General features: G+C 49.2%; 10 protein-coding genes, 1 tRNA gene and 1 pseudogene. 7 read left to right on the top strand and 5 right to left on the bottom strand.

Features of this window, described 5'->3' with window-relative positions; genetic code table 11:
- Positions 1 to 139 (top strand): annotated as a pseudogene (locus tag AADEFJLK_RS25640) (IS3 family transposase); the annotation flags it as partial.
- A 45-nt stretch (positions 140 to 184) separates the two neighbouring features.
- Complete coding sequence (locus tag AADEFJLK_RS15955; protein WP_103974930.1) at positions 185 to 826, top strand: M15 family metallopeptidase; 642 nt, start codon at positions 185 to 187, stop codon at positions 824 to 826.
- Between the two features lie 132 nt (positions 827 to 958).
- On the opposite strand, the gene AADEFJLK_RS15960 is transcribed toward AADEFJLK_RS15955, so the two are convergent.
- From AADEFJLK_RS15960 to AADEFJLK_RS15975, 4 genes are all read right to left on the bottom strand, one after another.
- Positions 959 to 1,654 carry a phytanoyl-CoA dioxygenase family protein gene (locus AADEFJLK_RS15960; RefSeq protein WP_198328530.1) on the bottom strand — a complete coding sequence of 232 codons (696 nt, stop codon included), beginning with the start codon at positions 1,652 to 1,654 and terminating at the stop codon, positions 959 to 961.
- Between the two features lie 75 nt (positions 1,655 to 1,729).
- The gene (locus AADEFJLK_RS15965) at positions 1,730 to 4,162 is read right to left on the bottom strand and encodes an SAM-dependent methyltransferase (RefSeq protein WP_103974941.1); all 2,433 of its coding nucleotides are present in this window, start codon (positions 4,160 to 4,162) and stop codon (positions 1,730 to 1,732) included.
- 73 nt (positions 4,163 to 4,235) lie between these two features.
- Positions 4,236 to 6,131: a hypothetical protein gene (locus tag AADEFJLK_RS15970; protein WP_211299235.1), complete on the bottom strand. Its 1,896-nt coding sequence runs from the start codon at positions 6,129 to 6,131 to the stop codon at positions 4,236 to 4,238.
- A 77-nt stretch (positions 6,132 to 6,208) separates the two neighbouring features.
- Positions 6,209 to 7,945, bottom strand: a complete 1,737-nt coding sequence (locus tag AADEFJLK_RS15975) for a hypothetical protein (RefSeq protein WP_088619161.1) — start codon at positions 7,943 to 7,945, stop codon at positions 6,209 to 6,211.
- A 416-nt stretch (positions 7,946 to 8,361) separates the two neighbouring features.
- Here AADEFJLK_RS15975 and rep point away from each other — a divergent pair, with 416 nt between their 5' ends.
- Positions 8,362 to 10,368 (top strand): DNA helicase Rep, encoded by a 2,007-nt coding sequence (rep, locus tag AADEFJLK_RS15980; protein ID WP_103974931.1) that lies wholly within the window; start codon positions 8,362 to 8,364, stop codon positions 10,366 to 10,368.
- A 33-nt stretch (positions 10,369 to 10,401) separates the two neighbouring features.
- A tRNA-Arg gene (locus AADEFJLK_RS15985) sits at positions 10,402 to 10,478 on the top strand.
- 92 nt (positions 10,479 to 10,570) lie between these two features.
- Here AADEFJLK_RS15985 and AADEFJLK_RS15990 read toward each other — a convergent pair.
- Positions 10,571 to 12,688 carry a RelA/SpoT family protein gene (locus tag AADEFJLK_RS15990; protein ID WP_088619163.1) on the bottom strand — a complete coding sequence of 706 codons (2,118 nt, stop codon included), beginning with the start codon at positions 12,686 to 12,688 and terminating at the stop codon, positions 10,571 to 10,573.
- Between the two features lie 271 nt (positions 12,689 to 12,959).
- On the opposite strand from AADEFJLK_RS15990, the gene AADEFJLK_RS15995 reads away from it, so the two are divergent.
- The 3 genes from AADEFJLK_RS15995 (at position 12,960) to AADEFJLK_RS16005 (ending at position 17,657) form a co-directional block, all read left to right on the top strand.
- Positions 12,960 to 14,771 (top strand): asparagine synthetase B family protein, encoded by a 1,812-nt coding sequence (locus AADEFJLK_RS15995; RefSeq protein ID WP_103974932.1) that lies wholly within the window; start codon positions 12,960 to 12,962, stop codon positions 14,769 to 14,771.
- A 34-nt stretch (positions 14,772 to 14,805) separates the two neighbouring features.
- Complete coding sequence (gene prsR, locus AADEFJLK_RS16000) at positions 14,806 to 16,161, top strand: PEP-CTERM-box response regulator transcription factor (protein ID WP_088619165.1); 1,356 nt, start codon at positions 14,806 to 14,808, stop codon at positions 16,159 to 16,161.
- Between the two features lie 782 nt (positions 16,162 to 16,943).
- Positions 16,944 to 17,657 (top strand): DUF6531 domain-containing protein, encoded by a 714-nt coding sequence (locus tag AADEFJLK_RS16005; RefSeq protein ID WP_282957369.1) that lies wholly within the window; start codon positions 16,944 to 16,946, stop codon positions 17,655 to 17,657.
- Positions 17,658 to 17,778: the final 121 nt, after the last annotated feature.

Consider the following 17,778-nt stretch of genomic DNA (forward strand, 5'->3'; position numbering starts at 1 on the left):
TTTCTTCCACTTTTACAACCATGAACGGCTACATCAATCATTGGGCTATCGGACACCCGCTGACGTGTATTTAGCCAGGCGTTATGAAAAAGATGAAACAACCCATTTTTATCAACCGGCTTCTATCGTAATCTTATGAGATTTTGGTCTAGACAATGGGGAGTACCTTACTTATCCTGAGCATTTGGTTACCTGCAAAGATAATTATATTATTTGGCGTTCGGGTGAGCGGCAACTCTACGATGACCAGAAGAAAAAAGATGTTGACCAATTATTAGAACATCCCGATTTGGAAGATATGTTTACCTACTCCTATCCGGTAGGCATCCATTCATTCGGGGCACCTGCTGTCAATGTTGATCCGGGGCGCATAAGAAATGAAGCATTTTTTAAGCGCCTTTACGGCTCAAGTGCAGCAGAGGTCAACAGCCATTTAACCGCGCTGAGATGGATGCCAAAATCAAGTAAGCAAATTATTAAAATTCAACGCATCAATGGCGTTGCGGGTAAGCTAGAGCAAATTTCCCAAGAATTGGACGGGCTGCCTGCTGAACTGAAAAAATTTGTTAGCAATACTTCGGGTACGTTTAATTGGCGTGTCATTAGCGGGACAAAGCTATTAAGCAACCATTCGTTTGGGATAGCGATAGATATAAATACGAAATTTTCTAATTATTGGCAATGGTCCGGAAAAATGCAGTATAAAAATGCGATTCCGCAGAAAATAGTTGAAATATTTGAGAAGCACGGTTTTATTTGGGGTGGCAAATGGTATCACTACGACACAATGCACTTTGAATATAGGCCTGAATTGCTAATGAAATGATAAAGTTATCAGGGTTAGTTATAGCCTTTACTACGCGATAAAGCAAGTCTATGGATAGGGAGATGACTGGCACACAACACGTTGGAGGTGGTAGTAGGCTTGCGGCAAACGGGAGAAAGATATTCTCTAAAATCAATACTTTTGCCCTGTACACGGACTATCCCTATCAGCGGGGAGTAAATTATCTGGACGGCTGGCAAATATGGCCCGTACTGTTTCCGGTAGGTCAGCACCTACAATAGCAAAACGAAAATCCAAGCTGACCCTCGTCGTATCCGTGGTGTTGCTCACCGTGCCATGATCTAGGAAACCGCCGTCAAAAATCAGGGCTTGCCCATAAGCAACCGTGACAGGCCGATAGTCAGCACGGCCATAATAGGATTCTAGCCATAAACTGTTGCCGTCGTGGGTGTTGGTAAAAGGTAGCCAGACATTGATTTGTTCGGGCCTGCCAGTAATGTCGGCATCACGGTGCCATTTGCTGACTGTCGGTGTCCCTGCCAGATGCACCCGCATTTTCGGATGGCTGGAATAGGAAATTTTGCGGCCAAAAGCCGGCCCTATCACTTGCCGCACAAAGCTATGGTAGACCTTATAGAAAGCCGATTCGTCATCCAATTTTTGCAGCATGGCACGGAGCAGTAAGTTGTCGTTATAACCCAGTGCGGCAGGTTGGCCACGGCGGATTTTATGCCGCCGCCAATCTTCATGCAGCCGTTCTAGGGCATTGACTTTGAAAACCGAAGCCGCCAAGTTTGCAAAGGGGAAACATTGGGTGTCATAAGCCAATAATTTTGCGGTAGTGATACCGTCAATATCTGTCCACACTTGCGCCTTCACCTTTTTTGTATTATGGGGGATAGGTAGGCTAATAGCTAGCCTACCGCTTTCTTAAACAAGCCTTTAAGGTAGCCGTCGGCTTAGGTAGGCGTTGACAATCGTGGCTGCCAGATTAGCTTTTTCAACCTGGTACCACAGCATAGACCCGCCTGATTGGTCTGGGCGCATGGCAAGATTGACCAGCCGCTCCCAATGCCATTGGCTTAAGCCCATTTCCGGGCCAGCACGGCTCAAACCGGCGGCAGGAGGTACGAAACCGTGGCAGCGTGTCCGAACACCAAGCTGGTTTTCCACCGTACCAAACAAAAAAGGTAACAGGGTGATCGGATCCAGCAATAATGTCAGTTGGCCGCACCGCACTTTTTCAGGGCCACCTGACCAGCTTACCTGTCCAGAAGCCAATTCCATGGTTATTGGCCGCACCCCATCAATACGGATCTCATCTGGGCTAAGTTCCAGCAAATACCGTCCGCCACCTAAAATTTTTGTTGCATAAGCCCCGCACAGATCATAGGGGATAGCGTTATCTTTTTGCCAGACTGGCTCTAAATGGCCGTTTTCAGCCAAGGCGGTGCTGCCGGCCATTAAAAACGCCTGGCCGTTTACCGTCAGTTTCCGTCCTTCTAAACATAAAGCACCTTCCAGTATATCCCCATTCAACCGGATACCCAGATGGCGGGACTGTTCGTCCGATGCCATGACCATAATATCCAATTGCTCGCGTTTGCCATTAACGTCACGGATGTGGGTACCGACCAAAGAGGCAGGATGCTGATGGCCAAGCGGCACTTCGGTCAAGACTAAGCGGTGTTCGGCCGGAACCGTTTCACCCTGTGGCCAGATACTGCCGATCAAGCGGCGGTGGCCACGACTATCAACATCAACACGCAAATAGCCGTTATCTACCCTGCCTAAGGCAGATCGCCATTCCAATGTCCCGCGTTTAAAGGTAAACCGCCGTACAGGTTCGCCATCAACGGACAAACGGGCTTTTTTACCGTCCCCGGTCAAAACGATCAAGCGCCGATTTTGCTCCACGGCATTGTCGCCGCTGGTTTCCGCACAATAAATGCCTGTCCAAGGAAATAAGCAATCACGCAGGCACAGGTCAATATCGGTACGCATACGCTCCCAATCAGCAGGTAGGCCATTACGCTCTGACCACTGTTGCAATGCGGAAATAAGATTTTCGGCGGGTGCCTGACGGACATGCTTCAGTAAGCCCAATTGCAGGGTCTTTTTCTGGAATAATGTGGTCAGCATTGTCCTGTTAGTGATTGAGGCGACAAAAGAGCCTTTCGCCGCCACTTGGATAGCCCCCGGATCGCGGGTAATCAGCAAGCCGCGTTCGCGTTCGGTTAGGTTAGGAAAGGCCGCCGGGGATAAGGTTTCCCGTGGATTATGGGTATAACGCCGACATAAATCCAAATCTTGGCGTAAAGCAATCAAAAAGCGGCTGGCACCGGTATCTTCCTGCCATTGGTAACCTTTGGGTACTTGAAAACGCCGAAAAGCCCGGAAAGCCTTCCGTTCACGGGAGCCATATTTGCCGATTTCCCGCAATGGGCCTTCCGCGACACGCAATTCTTGTCCCGGTTTCAGCAAGCCTAAACGGTATAGCATGTCGCGGTCTGCTTCGGCATTATCTTTCGGCGGCAAATAAAAAGTAGATACGCCCGTTACCCGTACTTGCACCCGAGGATCATGTAATTCAGATAACGGATAGCTTTCGATCAGCGGATCGATGGTAGGGTAGCGTGAAGCCACATAATGGATAATCGGATAATCGTCACCATAATATTTTTGGAGATATTCAATAAAAACGGAAAAATTCTCATTGATGTAACCCTTACGGCGAAAACCCATTTCACCAATTAAGCCGACTTGCCATAGCACGACATGCAAACTGGTGTCAGGGATGCGCCCACGGATCAGCATATCTGTCGCTTCGTGGGTTTGCATTCCCGGATGGCAAGGGTCGACACCCAAATCGGCGCATAAGCAATCCAAGGCACAAACGCCGGGGCGCATGACGGCGCGGTGCCCTTCGCGTTTGGCGATTAAGATGGCGCGATGCGTGGACAAGACAAAAATGCCGGGATGGCCATAGAAAATCGCTACCACCCGCTGGCCTTGCCGGACAAAATGCAGCATGGCTTCGGTCATTTGCATATAAGTGGTGTACCGTACTTTATTGTCGTCATAAAGCACATATAAGTCATAAGCGTCAGGACGGATGGATTTCAGCCAGACGACGGTCGCAGGATCGGCGACGCAGAAAAAAACCGCATCGGCGGCACGGATCAGTGCTTCGTCGCCGAGGGCGAAACCGACGGTTTCAATGCCGGAGCCTATGATGGTCAAGTCACCACGCACAGCGGGTGGGGTAGCTGCCGTTTCGGCAATAGTATCGCTGTTGGCGGCGATAGCGTGGGCCAGCTCTTCCCATGCACGGGTATGGGCGGCTCTGCTCGGAAATAGGATTGGGTCAGTCACAGAATATTCCATTTGTCGTCAAAAAGTGGGGGATTTCCCCCGCCAAACAGTCCCTGGTTGGCGGGGGAAATTATCAAGATGCCGGAGTGATTTGGTTCAAGTAATCCAAGGCAACATCACAACCTACTTTCACAGGCAATACCGCGCCGTTGTAAGTCGCACTAGCCAACAGCAGATAGGCTTGATACTCATCGGCACTGGTATTGTATTGGGCCATCTGGTTAACCAGCGCCGTTTCGGAAGATGAAGGCCAGTTCCAGCTATTAGCGGCATTGTCAGCGTCCGTATTTTGGGTCATAACGATAGTCGTCAATAACATTTGCTGGGTGCCGATGTCCGGCAGGGTCTGCTGGACAAAGTCGGCAAAAGTTGTCCAGCGCGTCTGCACCGAATTATTTTCGTTCAGCATGTAATTGACCAATAACCCTAACCCCGTGCTTTGTGCCGGTTGCATGTTTTGCAGGTCTTGTTCGTCAGACTGTTGCCATACTTGCAGCAGTTTTTGGGCGGAAGTCATCGCGACAATAATCGCCAGATTTTTTACCAAAGCCGGGAAGGCTTTGGCCATAATCCAGTTACCTATTTTTGAGACTAAGCCATTGACCATGCCGGGTTCGACATTCACGTCCGTGTCAATATCGGTGTCGGTATCAACATCGGTGACATTGTCGGTGTCGGTGACATTATCGGTATCCGTCACCACATCCGTATCAATATCGATGTCTACGTCCACATCTACGTCCACGTCGATGATGGCAAACACATCATCATCAATATCAATGTCTATATCAATGTCGATGTCCACATCCACATCCGTGTCGGTGACATTGTCGGTATCTTCGACATTGTCGGTATCGGTATCGACATCGACATCAACGTCCACATCGACATCGACGTTAATGGTTTCAATTTCTTCGCCCACATCTTCGGCGACAGAATCGGCGCTGCTGCTGACCTCATTCAGGGCTTCATTATTTGAAGAAATGAACTGGCTGATTTTAGATGACAAATAAGAAATGCCATTGGCGACGCCACTTAAGACCTGTATGGCCATGTTTAAGAGCATGGCCAATTGTACGGTTTGGAAAGAGACGTAAGCCAAATTATAAGCGGCTATCCACCACGGCATCGTGGGGTTTTGGTAAGGCTGGGCCGTCAAATCGCTACCGTCTAGGCTACCGACAAAACACAGTACGACTTCTGGAGACTGGCCTTCCCACGTCAGGTTGCGGGGTACGGCGTTCGCATAAAAACCGCTGCTGGAACTTGCTTGCGGGGAACTGAGCAAGCCATTGACAAAACTGAGCGCCCCGACCCCCGCAGTGCCGCTTGCCGGAACATAGCTGGCTTGGCCACCCGTAACCGTCAGTGTGCCGCAAGGGCTGTCCGGCACGATAAACCCGCTGCTGTTGGTTTGTGGCAGATAGCAATAATAAGTGCCTTCCCAAGCATAAAGCGAATTGGTGGCCCAGAAACTGACAATGCTGAATTGGTCGTATGTGCAACCTGGCAAGCCGTTATCATTGAAAAAGGTGGCGACGCTATCTTCTAAGGTGCCGACATCAGTGACCCCTATAAAAAGCTCATTAAATTGCAATGCTTCAGGCGAATAAGGCTGGCTAAATAATTGTTGGTAAAACGCCCAAACGTTCTGGCAATCTTGTAAATCGGTTGCCGTGACCGTCGTAGAAGCGGTCATGGCCAATATAGGCGGAATAAAAAGCTGCACGGGAAAATCGTCGCTTTCTTGGCAGATGACCAAACGGCTCAACGCGTCGGGCGTTGTGAAATCCGTGGAACCATTGGCGGCAACCGTCGCTATTTGTGTATAAACGGGCAAATAATCCAGCGCATTGGTGCTGGGCGGATTGGCGGGCGGTGTGGGTGTGACTGAATTGTAAACAACCAATTCAACATCCAATTGGTTAATAATGGTAACTGGAATACCAGTTGACTCGGTACTTGACATAACAAACCCCTTCATATTTTAAGAAATGGCGTCCCCCCCGCTGCCGCTAATTGACAGCGGGGTAAACACGAGTGCTGTTACAGATCTTCCAGATCCTCCAAGTCATCACCCTCTTCGGCCTCGCTTTCTTCTTTTTCTTCTTCTTCCTGCTCCTGCGCTTCTTCTTCTTGGGCTTGCTCGGCCTCATCAATGCTTTCTTGTTCCGATTCAGAAAGCTCACTGCTATCTTGTTCTTCTATGTTCGCCAAACTCTCGCTGTCCGCTTCATACCCTTCATCAATTTGCTCCAATTCATTTTGGGCTTCTTGGATATCCTGAGGGTTAATATTCTCCAGCTCTTCCATTTCTTCCCGTTCGTTGTTGGCAACCTCTTCCATTTGCTCATTAACCCCCACTTCGGCCAATTCTTCCAGCTCTTCGGCCTGGTTGTTCAGTTGCTCTTCCTCTTCTTGGATTTGTTCTTCAACTTGCTCCTCTTCTTGCGCTTGTTGCAGCTCATTTTGCTGGTCAGCAAGCTCGTTTTGTTCAGGGACTTGGACATTATTTTCAGGCCCTAAGCGGTCGGCGATCTCCTGTTGTTCGCCTTGCATCTCCACTTCGGCATCTTGTTGTTCTTGGCGGTCTTGCTCGACTTGCTGCTCATTCGGATCTTCACCGTTATTTTCCTGTTGGTTTTTGGTGAACTTACCTTTTAGCCAACTCAAGCCTTCGTAAAGCAATTTGAGCCCCATAATGACACCCAGAATTTGCATCAGCAATTGCATTCCCGAGGAATTAAAGAAATTTTCAATGGATGTCAGCCAGTTAGAATTATCGGGTTCTTCGGTATAAATGCCGATGGCCTGCACGCCGTTGATACTGCCGGCAAGAATGGGTACTATGGTGGCGGCATCACTGGCATTGCCGCTAAATTGGCTAAGTTCCACATAACTGCATTGCAATGCGATCAAAGGAATGTCTTCGGTTGTGCTGGACACGAGCTGTCCGGCTGAAAAATACAGTGTGGTTGTATTTGAATCGGTATCGGTATAAACAATTGTGTAACCGCCGTTATAGTCGGTGAGCGAAGGTATCCCGTCACCCGCCGTTTGGGTAAAAGTGATAGTGCCCAGAGAAGTCGCGCTAGGGTTCGTGCCGCTACTGGGGGCGTTGCCGCTACTTTTATACATATAATAAGTATAAGATGCGGCAAAGTTTGCCCAGGCAAAAGCGAAGGCGGAAAGATAGCTGGTAACGGCAATGTAGCTATCGAAAGTGACATTTTGATAATCTTGGGTCCCGGCAAAAAATTGGTTCACTGATGAATCGATGCCACTGGCTGAGGTGGATGATTGGTTAGTGCTGTTAAGGACTTGGGTAAAGTTTTTCGCCAACGTCGATGATGGGAAAGCGCAGATATTTTGGTAAAAAAGCAAGGCGTTCGCACATGAGCTGCTGCTGGCAGTCGTGACGGTAATGGGCGGGTAGCTATACGGTTGCACAAACCCCAGCATTTCTGAGGTATCAAAGGCCGGAAACAAATTATTGGCCTGTGCAAAAATCAAGTCATAAAGGGTAACGTCTATGGTTTGGTTGTTGTCAACGATAGTTTGGTCTAAAGTGATAGTGCTGGTGCTGCTCTCTGGAAGCGTTGAGCCGCTAGCGAAAGGCAACAATGCTAGCGTTTGGGCATATCCCTGATAGGTATTGCTGCCTGTATTATAGGCGTTAATGGCGACAATACTGCCATCCCACCCTGTTTGGGCGCTGCTGGCATATTCGACAGGTATGCTAATGCTGTTAGTTACTGTGCAACTGGTATTGGTATTACTCATAGGGGTCTCCTTTATGGTTAGCCATTGGCTCCGAAATATCTTTAAAAAAAGGCGGTTGCGGCAAAGACAGCTTGCCAAGTCCGTAATCGCCTGTGTTACTGCATTACTCAAACCAACTGTTCTCAACTATAACGTTTAAATGCCCTAAAAAATATTAACTATTACCAAAAAATGAGTGACTATTTCACTTTACGGACTTTTGTAATATCATATTATTGATTTTTAAAAAATTATTTTTCTACCCAATATGAAAATAATTTGCCAGCCAATTTTTTTACAATCTTGTCCAAGAAAGCAAAAATAAGCGGCGGTGAGTTATGCTCACGGCAGACACGGAAAGAATGCCTACCGACCAAAAAACCGCTCTTTCCTTAGCGGCTTCCTTTATTGCCCCAAACCCACGATAAAATACCCCTATGTCCAAACTCAATCCCCAACAACAAGCCGCTGTTAAGGCCATCGACCATCCGCTGTTAGTGTTGGCGGGGGCAGGTAGCGGCAAGACGCGGGTGATTACCGAAAAAATCGCTTATCTGGTCAAGCAGGGTTTGCCGGCGCGGCATATTGCGGCGGTGACGTTTACCAATAAGGCGGCGCGGGAAATGCAAAGCCGGGTGGCGAAATTGCTGGACGACAAACTCAGCCGGGGATTGCGGGTGTCTACCTTCCATTCTTTGGGCTTGGACATTTTGCGCAAGGAGCATAAGACCTTGGGCTATAAGGCGGCGATTACGCTATTTGATGAGCAAGACAAGCAGACTTTGTTAAAGACGCTGATTAACCACAGCGTTAAGCAACACGATATAGACCACCTCGACCGCTATAGCCTGCACATTGGGCAATGGAAAAACGCTTTTGTCACGCCGGAGCAAGCGGTGGCGGCGGCTACTGCCGAACAATTACCATCCGCGACTTTATACGCCGACTACACCCGCAGCCTGAAAGCCTATAACGCGGTGGATTTTGACGATTTGATCTTGCTGCCCGTGTTGCTGTTCCAAGCCTATCCGGCGGTATTGGAAAAATGGCAAAATAAGATCCGTTATCTGCTGGTGGACGAATATCAGGACACTAACGTCACCCAGTACCAATTGGTCAAACTGTTGGCGGGCAGGTTGGGCAAGTTTACGGTGGTCGGGGATGATGACCAGTCAATTTATGCCTGGCGCGGGGCGCAACCGGAAAATCTGGCGCAATTGCAAAAAGACTTTAGCCGTTTGCAGGTGATTAAGCTGGAGCAAAACTACCGCTCGACCGGGCGCATCCTAAAAGTTGCCAACCAACTCATTGCCAATAACCCCCATGCTTTTGAGAAAAAGCTGTGGAGCGAGTTGGGTTATGGCGACCCGTTGCGGGTGTTAAGCCATAAGGACGAACTGATGGAGGCCCAGCAAATCGTCTCGGAAATTATCCACCACAAATTCAGGACGGGTAGCCGTTATCAGGATTATGCGATTTTGTACCGTGGCAACCATCAGTCACGCCTGTTTGAAACCGCCTTCCGCGAGAACAACATCCCTTATTTTATCAGCGGCAGCACCTCGTTTTTTGCTTATGCGGAAATCAAGGACGTATTGAGTTACTTGCGCCTGTTTGTTAACCACGATGACGATGCTGCGTTTTTGCGCATCATCAACACGCCGCGCCGCGAGATTGGCCCTACGACCTTAGAAAAACTCGGCGCTTACGCTAATGAGCGCCATATCAGCCTGTTTGCCGCCAGCAGTGAATTCGGCCTGACCCAAAAGCTTTCGGAAAAGTCGCGGCTGCGTTTGGGCAAGTTCCATGCTTGGGTGCTTGATACTGCCGGGCGTATCGAACGCGAAGACACGTTTGTGGTCATGGAAAACATGATCGACCAATTAGGTTACGCGCAATGGCTACGCGAAAACAGCAAAACCAAAGAATCTGCCGACCGGAAAATGAAAAACGTTTTTGAGCTGGTCGAATGGCTGAAACGCATCGCCGATAAAGACAGCAACGGCACACCCAAATCACTGGCGGAAATCGTCTCTAAAATCATGCTGATGGACATTATGGAGCGGAACCAGGAAGAGGAGGTGAACGACCAAGTGAGCTTAATGACCTTACATGCGGCTAAGGGCTTGGAGTTTCCGCATGTGTTTCTGATCGGTATGGAAGAAAATATCCTGCCGCACCAAAACAGCGTCGAAACCGGGGCGATAGAGGAAGAACGCCGCTTGGCCTACGTTGGCATCACCCGCGCCCAGCGTACCTTAACGTTTAGCTATTGCACCCACCGCAAGCGTTATGGCGAAATCAACGAATGCGAGCCTAGCCGCTTTTTAAATGAATTGCCGGAAGAGGATTTGGAATGGGTCAATAAAAAGCAATTGGCCCCTGAGGTTGTCAAAGCGCGGGGCAAAGCCAGTTTGGCTAGCCTTAAAACAATGTTGTCGTAATTTTAAAACGGTTAGGGTATAATAATCGGCTTCGCGCCCGTAGCTCAGCTGGATAGAGCGCAGCCCTCCGGAGGCTGAGGTCAGAGGTTCGAATCCTCTCGGGCGCGCCATTTCCGCTTATCTCCCCCTATCCTTTTTAAGGTTGCTATTGCCCACTTTGTTGTAAGGTGGTCAGGCACTTTTCGCACCTTCTTTTTTTACGCTAAATATTACGCTTCACATCAATCACGTTCGCTAAGCAGCCGATTTTTCTCAGAATCCGGCTAAGTTGGTCGGTGTTTTTGATTTGTATGGTCATCTTTAACAGGGCATAGCCGTCCGGGTGGGTGTCCATGGCGGCGTTGGAGATATTGATTTTCTCTTCGGCAAGCAGTTGCGACACTTCGTTGAGCAGGTTGCGGGTACTATAGGCTTTAACGATGATCGGCACAAAATAGCTGTTGGTTTGTTCGCCCCAGGCCACGCCGATTAGGCGGCTTTGCTTGTCGTGGTTTAGCTCCAGAATATTCACGCATTGTTTGTTATGGACAATAATGCCTTTTTTTAAAGAAATGAAGCCGATAATGTCGTCGCCCGGCACCGGGGTGCAGCACCGCGCTAATGTGGTTAAAACTTGATGGAGGCCATCAACGGATATTGCCGATTGGCCGGCCGCTTTTGCGGCATTGGCAGGCGGCGTTTTCGTTTTGGCGGCTTCCAATTCGGGTATTTTGAAAAAAGCCGCAAGCTGGCGGGTGTTAATGTCGCCGCGCCCGATAAATTCTAATAATTGCTCGGTATCCGGTTGGTGGAAATGCTTGGCAAGCTCGTTCAGGTTTGGGGTTTTAATGCCTAGGCGTTGGCTTTCCTTGTCTAAAATCGCTTTACCTGCGGCAATGTTCTGCGCTTCTTGCTGGTTTTTAAACCAGCTTTTGACTTTGCTGATGGCATTAGCCGATTTTAAGTAGCCCAGATTCGGGTCTATCCAGTTACGGTTCGGGCCGCCTTCCTTGGTGGTCAGAATTTCTACTTGCTCGCCTGATTTTAACAAATACGTCAGCGGCACAATCCGGCCATTGACTTTCGCGCCCCGGCAACGGTGGCCAATTTCACTATGGATGGCATAGGCAAAATCCAGCGGGGTCGAATTTTTGACCAAATCAATGAGTTTGCCTTTCGGGGTCAGCACATAGACGCGGTCATGGAACAGCTCATTGCGGAAATGTTCGCTAAGGGTTTCGTCATCGTCTTTTTCTTCCAGCAATTTGCGTAAGGAGCTGATGCTTTTTTCGACCGCCGCATCATGTTTGCCGCCTTCTTTATAAGACCAATGCGCCGCCACCCCGAATTCGGCAAAATCGTGCATTTCTTGGGTGCGGATTTGCACTTCGATACGTCGGCCATCCGGGTCAATGATAACGGTATGCAAGGATTGGTAGCCGTTTTCTTTCGGGTTGGCGATATAATCGTCAAACTCTTTCGGGATGGTTTGCCAGAGGCTATGGACAATCCCTAAGGTGGTGTAACAGGCGGTCAGGTTGTCGACTATCACGCGCACCGCCAACAGGTCGTACAGTTCTTCTATGCCCAGTTGTTTGCGCTGCATCTTTTTCCAGATACTATAGATATGCTTGGGGCGGCCATAAATGCTGGCGCTGATGCCTTCGTTGCCGAGCGTAGTTTTTAGCGTTTCTATAAAGCGGCCTATGCAGTTTTCCCGTCCGATACGGTTGTCGTTTAAGGATTTGGCGATATGCAGATAAGATTGCGGTTTCAGGTAGCGGAACGCCATATCTTCCAACTCCCATTTGAGTTGGTGTATGCCCATGCGGTTGGCGATGGGGGCGTAAATGTCCAGCGTTTCTTGGGCGATAAAACGGCGCATTTCATAAGATTCTTTCGGCAACACTCCCAGGCGCTTAATGCGGTAGGCAAGCTTAATCAATACCGCCCGCACATCTTGGGTCATCGACAGCAACATCCGCCGCAATATCTCCGATTGGCTGGGCTGGTCGGTCATGTCCAACGAGTAAATGGCGATGGTATTGAGCCAATTGACATCTTGCACTAAAGCCGCTACCGTTTCGCCAAATTGGGCCTTAATCTGCGGCAACAGCTTGAGGGCGGTCAGCCGGGGGTCGCTTAAGATAGCCGCCAGAATGGTGCTTAAATCGACGTTAAAGTCCATGAGTATCGTGGCGACTTCGATACCCTTAGGGCGATAATAACGCGGGTCATCCGCCAGTTGCCCAACGATTGCTAAGGCTTTGTCAATTTGTAGGCGGTCCGGTTCGGAAAAATTGCTAAATATAAGTTTGTCGGTGTTGATATTTTTTTTCATCAGAAGAATGTCGCCGATTCAGGAGCTTTAAATTTAAAGATAGTCATTATTGTGTGTGCCATGCGCTATTTGGGGGCAAAATCCGCCAATACCATGGTATTGGCGGATTTTTTAACCAGATCGCATCTTCAGAATAAGCTATATCCATGCCATTATTATGGGTTTATAAGCAATTTATGAAAATAACCCGTGCTGATAGCTTTCATTAAGTCGGGTTACAATGACATAATAACAACGTTTTTTGCTGCCTTATCACTATTAGAGACCTACTATGAGTTCCATTTATGGTTGGCTGTCAACCACGGCAACCGCCGCACCGCTCCCATTGCTGGATGCCCAGCGTCATGCCACCCGTGGTTTAAAAGCCGATGCCCCCAGTGTCCGCCGCCATTATAAAACGGCGGGGCTGGGCGGTCATGGCATTAATGCCGCGCCGAGCATTTATCAAGAGGATGGCTTGTTGGTCATCGTAGACGGGGCACCGCACTGGCAAGACCCCGAACTGGCGGCACTGGCGGGTAGCCATGATGCCGCTTATGCGCTGGCCCAGGGTTTTTTACGGCAGGGGCGGGCGGTGCTTGAGCAAATGACCGACGGTTTCGCCGCTTGTGTGCTGCAAGCTGACCAGCATTATGCCTTGCTGGCTGTCGATAGGCTAGGTTTGCGCCCCTTGGCTTTTTATCAACAAGACGGGCTTTTGGTGTTTGGCAGCCAATTGGACCAATTGCTTGCCCATCCTGACGTGCGCCCGGAAGTGTCCCAGCAGGGCATTTTCAATTATTTGTATTTTCATGTGATTCCCAGCCCCGGCAGCATTTATGCGGGCATAGAGAAATTACAGCCTGGCGAATGTTTGGAGATCAGCCAAACGCAAAGTCAACGCCGCTTTTATTGGCAAAGAAGCTATCAGGATAGTTCCCTAAGCCGCCAAGATTTGCTGGCCCAACTGCATCATGAGTTGGAGCAAGCGACCCGACAATGTCTGCCCGACCAACAGACCGGGGCTTTTTTAAGCGGCGGTTTGGACAGCAGCACCGTGGTTGGCCTGTTCCAAAAACTGTCGGCGCAACCCATAGACACTTTTAGCATCGGCTTTGCCGCCGAGGGCTATGATGAAATGGCCTATGCGCGTATCACCGCCGCGCATTTTAAGGCCAAGCTGCATGAATATTATGTCACCCCCGCCGATGTCCTCGCCGCCATCCCGCTTTTGGCGCGGGCCTATGATGAACCGTTCGGCAATGCCTCTGCTGTGCCGGCCTATTATTGCGCGAAGTTCGCCCATGAGCACGGCATGACCCGCTTGTTGGCGGGGGACGGCGGCGATGAGATTTTTGCCGGCAACGCCCGCTATGCCAAGCAAAAAATATTTGACCTTTACCGTCATATCCCTGGCTTTGCCAAGGCGGTGCTGGCCCCTATCGCCGCGCACCTGCCGCCGCTACGCAAAGTGAACAGTTATATCGAACAGGCTACTATCGCCATGCCGGAACGCTTGGAGACGTATAATTTCCTGCATAGGACACCGTTGGCGGACATTTTTGCCAGTGACTTTCTTACCCAAATCAACCGTGACGCACCTTTAGAACTGCTGCAAAGCACTTACCGGCGCAGTGATAGCGATTTGCTGAAAAAAATGCTCTTTTTAGATAATAAGTACACCCTAGCCGATAATGACCTAAGAAAAGTCAACCGTACCTGCGAACTGGCCGGAGTGACGGTACAGTATCCCATGTTGCAGGAAAATCTGGTCGCCTTTGCCGCCTCAGTACCCTCAAAATGGCTAATGCAAGGCTTTGAACTGCGTTCGTTTTACCGCCAAGGCATGAAAAACTTCCTCGCCAAAGAGACCTTGGCAAAAAGCAAACAGGGTTTTGGCCTGCCGTTCGGGGTGTGGATGGGCAGTGATAAAGACCTAAAGGAATTTGCCGAAGCCAATTTACAAGGTATTGCCCAACGCGGCTTTTTAAACCCAGCTTACATCAAAAACCTTATCCAATTGCACCAAACTAGCCATGCTTCGTATTACGGTGTGATGATTTGGCTATTGGTGATGTTAGAACAATGGTTGCTGGCCCATTAAGTTAAGCAATGCAGACACAAGAGGTGGGATAAACGTGGCCGAGAAAAGAGTGCTATTAATTGTGGAAGACGACCAAGGCCTGCAAACGCAATTAAAATGGGGCTTTGACCGTTATCAAGTGGTTTTGGCAGGTAGCCGCGAAGAAGCCATTGTCGCTTTGCGGCGGTTTATGCCCGCCGTAATCACCTTGGATTTGGGCCTGCCGCCTGATCCCGCCAATGCCAGCGAAGGCTTGGCGACTTTAAAAGAGATTTTGCAATTGGCACCCGCCAGTAAAGTCGTGGTGGTGACGGGTAATGACGACCGGGACAACGCCATTAAGGCGGTGGCATTGGGGGCTTATGATTTTTACCAAAAGCCGATTGATTTGGATGTCCTTAATTTAATCGTGGAACGGGCTTTCCAGTTTGCCGAACTGCAAAAAGCCCATGCCCAATTGCAGCAGATTAACCAAGAGCCATTGGCGGGGATTATTACCGCCTGCAAAAAAATGCAGGAGCTGACCCGTATGGTCGAAAAAGTCGCCCCGACCAATGCGACTACCTTACTGTTAGGGGAAAGCGGCACGGGCAAGGAAGTCTTTGCTAAAGCTATCCACGGCTTAAGCCATCGCGCCAGAAAGCCGTTCATTGCCGTCAATTGTGCGGCCATTCCTGAAAACTTGTTGGAAAGCGAACTGTTCGGTTACGAAAAAGGCGCGTTTACTGGCGCGTCGCAACAGACTAAAGGCAAAATTGAATATGCCGACCAAGGGACTTTTTTTCTTGATGAAATTGGCGATTTGCCCATCGGCTTACAGTCTAAGCTGTTGCGCTTCCTTCAGGAGCGCAGTATAGAGCGCATTGGCGGGCGCAAAGAAATTCCGGTTGATGTGCGGATCATTTGCGCCACCCACCAAAATTTGCAGGTTTTGATTGACGAAGGCAAGTTCAGAAGCGACCTCTATTACCGTATCAGTGAAATCACCTTGAATATCCCGCCCTTACGCGAACGCGCCGGGGATGCCATCACCATTGCCAATGTCTTGTTAAAGCGCTTTAGTGAAGCGAATAACAAGGTCTTGAAAGGTTTTAGCCAGGAGGCGGTGCAGGCTATAGAAAGCTATCCATGGCCGGGCAATATCCGCGAGTTGGAAAATAAGATCAAGCGGGCGGTGATTATGGCCGACGATGCCCTGATCGGTTTTGATGACTTGGAATTGGGCGAAGTGACCGACGAGGCGATGCCGTTCAACCTGAAAAGCGTCCGTGAAGTCGCCGAAACCTTGGCGATTAAGCGGGCTTTGGCGTTCTCCCATAATAACATCTCCAATGCCGCTAAGCTCTTAGGTGTGACCCGTCCGACTTTGTATACTTTGTTTGAAAAGTATGGGATTAAGGTGAATGATTAGCCTTTGTCCGGCATAGCCTATCATCAGTCTTTTTGACGGTTTTTTATAGCGTCAGGATGACGGTAAAAGTGTGAAGTCCATCACAAAAATAAACAATCACCTCAAAAAATTTGGTTAAAGTAATTTCTTGTACTAAGCTTAAGGGTAATAATGACTGCGGCAGCGGTTTTTTTTATGGCTTATAGGGGCGAGATCGGATATGCGGACAATTTTGATGCGGGTGTTTGGGGTGGGCTATTGCCAGTTGGCGGAGCTGGGTTTTGGTTTGGCTCCAAACGGGGTGATGATTGCCGTGCGTCAGGAGGTGGCTTATGTTTGATCGGTTGCTTAAGGTTACTTTGTTGATTTTACTTGGAATGTGTGGGGTTGTGTAGCAATCTCGATCTGCCGCTATTGATTATTATCAGCCATCAATCTTTAGATATAATGTAACACTAGCTACATTTCCAGACGGTATAGGTTATGCCGATTCTGTTTTTGCCGCTTGTCAACAAGCACTTGCTGTCGCACAGTCTCATTATTCACCATGGGTATATAGCTCCCCTCAAGTTCATACAATTACTTCAGGAACGAATCCTGCTTCGGGATTTCCTAATACTTATTATAGTTGCAATGCAGATGTAGATAGGATTGACTCGTTTATCAGTGATAGCAGAATTGCCCTGATATATCCGGTCTGCTCTAAAGACCCGTATCCTCTATATTACCAATGCCCCATTAACTCCCCCACCTCCGGCCCGAAAAACTTTGGTCCGGGTTCCAACTGTCCCGTAGGTAACCCCATCAACCCCGGTACTGGCGATAAGCTCCAAACCGAGACCGATTATCTAGGTAGTGGCAAGCTACGTTTTGTCCGTTACTATCACAGCTCAGTCAATGCCGCCACTGGTAGTGTCGGTATCCAATGGCAGCATAACTACGACGGCAAGATTTACTCTGCCGGCGGCACTATCGCTCGGGTCATGTATGCCAACGGCAAGCAAATCATTTATAAGCTTGGCAGCGGAGGTTGGTTTGCCGATGCCGATAATGATGGCAATATTGATACCGACATCACCGACAAGCTTGCCCAAGTGTCCGGCGGCTGGCAACTGACCACCACCGACGACACGGTGGAAAGTTACGACATTAACGGCAAGCTGACCGTCATCAAAGACCGTTCCGGTTATACCCAAACCTTGTCTTATAACGGCTTAGGGCAATTACTGAGCGTCACCGACACCTATAACCGCTCCTTGGCGTTTGCTTATGATTCCTCTGGCAACATCTCAACCCTAACCGACCCTTCAGGTAGCCAGTATATTTACGGTTATGATAGCATCAGCAACCTAGCCAGCGTCACTTACCCAGACGGCAAGAAACGCACCTATAACTACAACGAAAGCGCGTACACAGCCGGTACAAACTTGCCCCACGCCCTCACTGGCATCACTGACGAGAACAACACCCGCTTCGCTACATTCAATTATGACGCGACGGGCAGGGGCATCTTATGATACTCCCCATATTTTAGACCAGCAGTTAAGATAGAAAGCCTTACCCAAAAAGGCAAACTAAACTATGGCAAATGTACGCAAGAACCACACAACGGAATTTAAAGCCAAAGTGGCCGTTGAG

The sequence above is a fragment of the Methylovulum psychrotolerans genome, from assembly GCF_002923755.1.
Classification (GTDB): Bacteria; Pseudomonadota; Gammaproteobacteria; order Methylococcales; family Methylomonadaceae; genus Methylovulum; species Methylovulum psychrotolerans.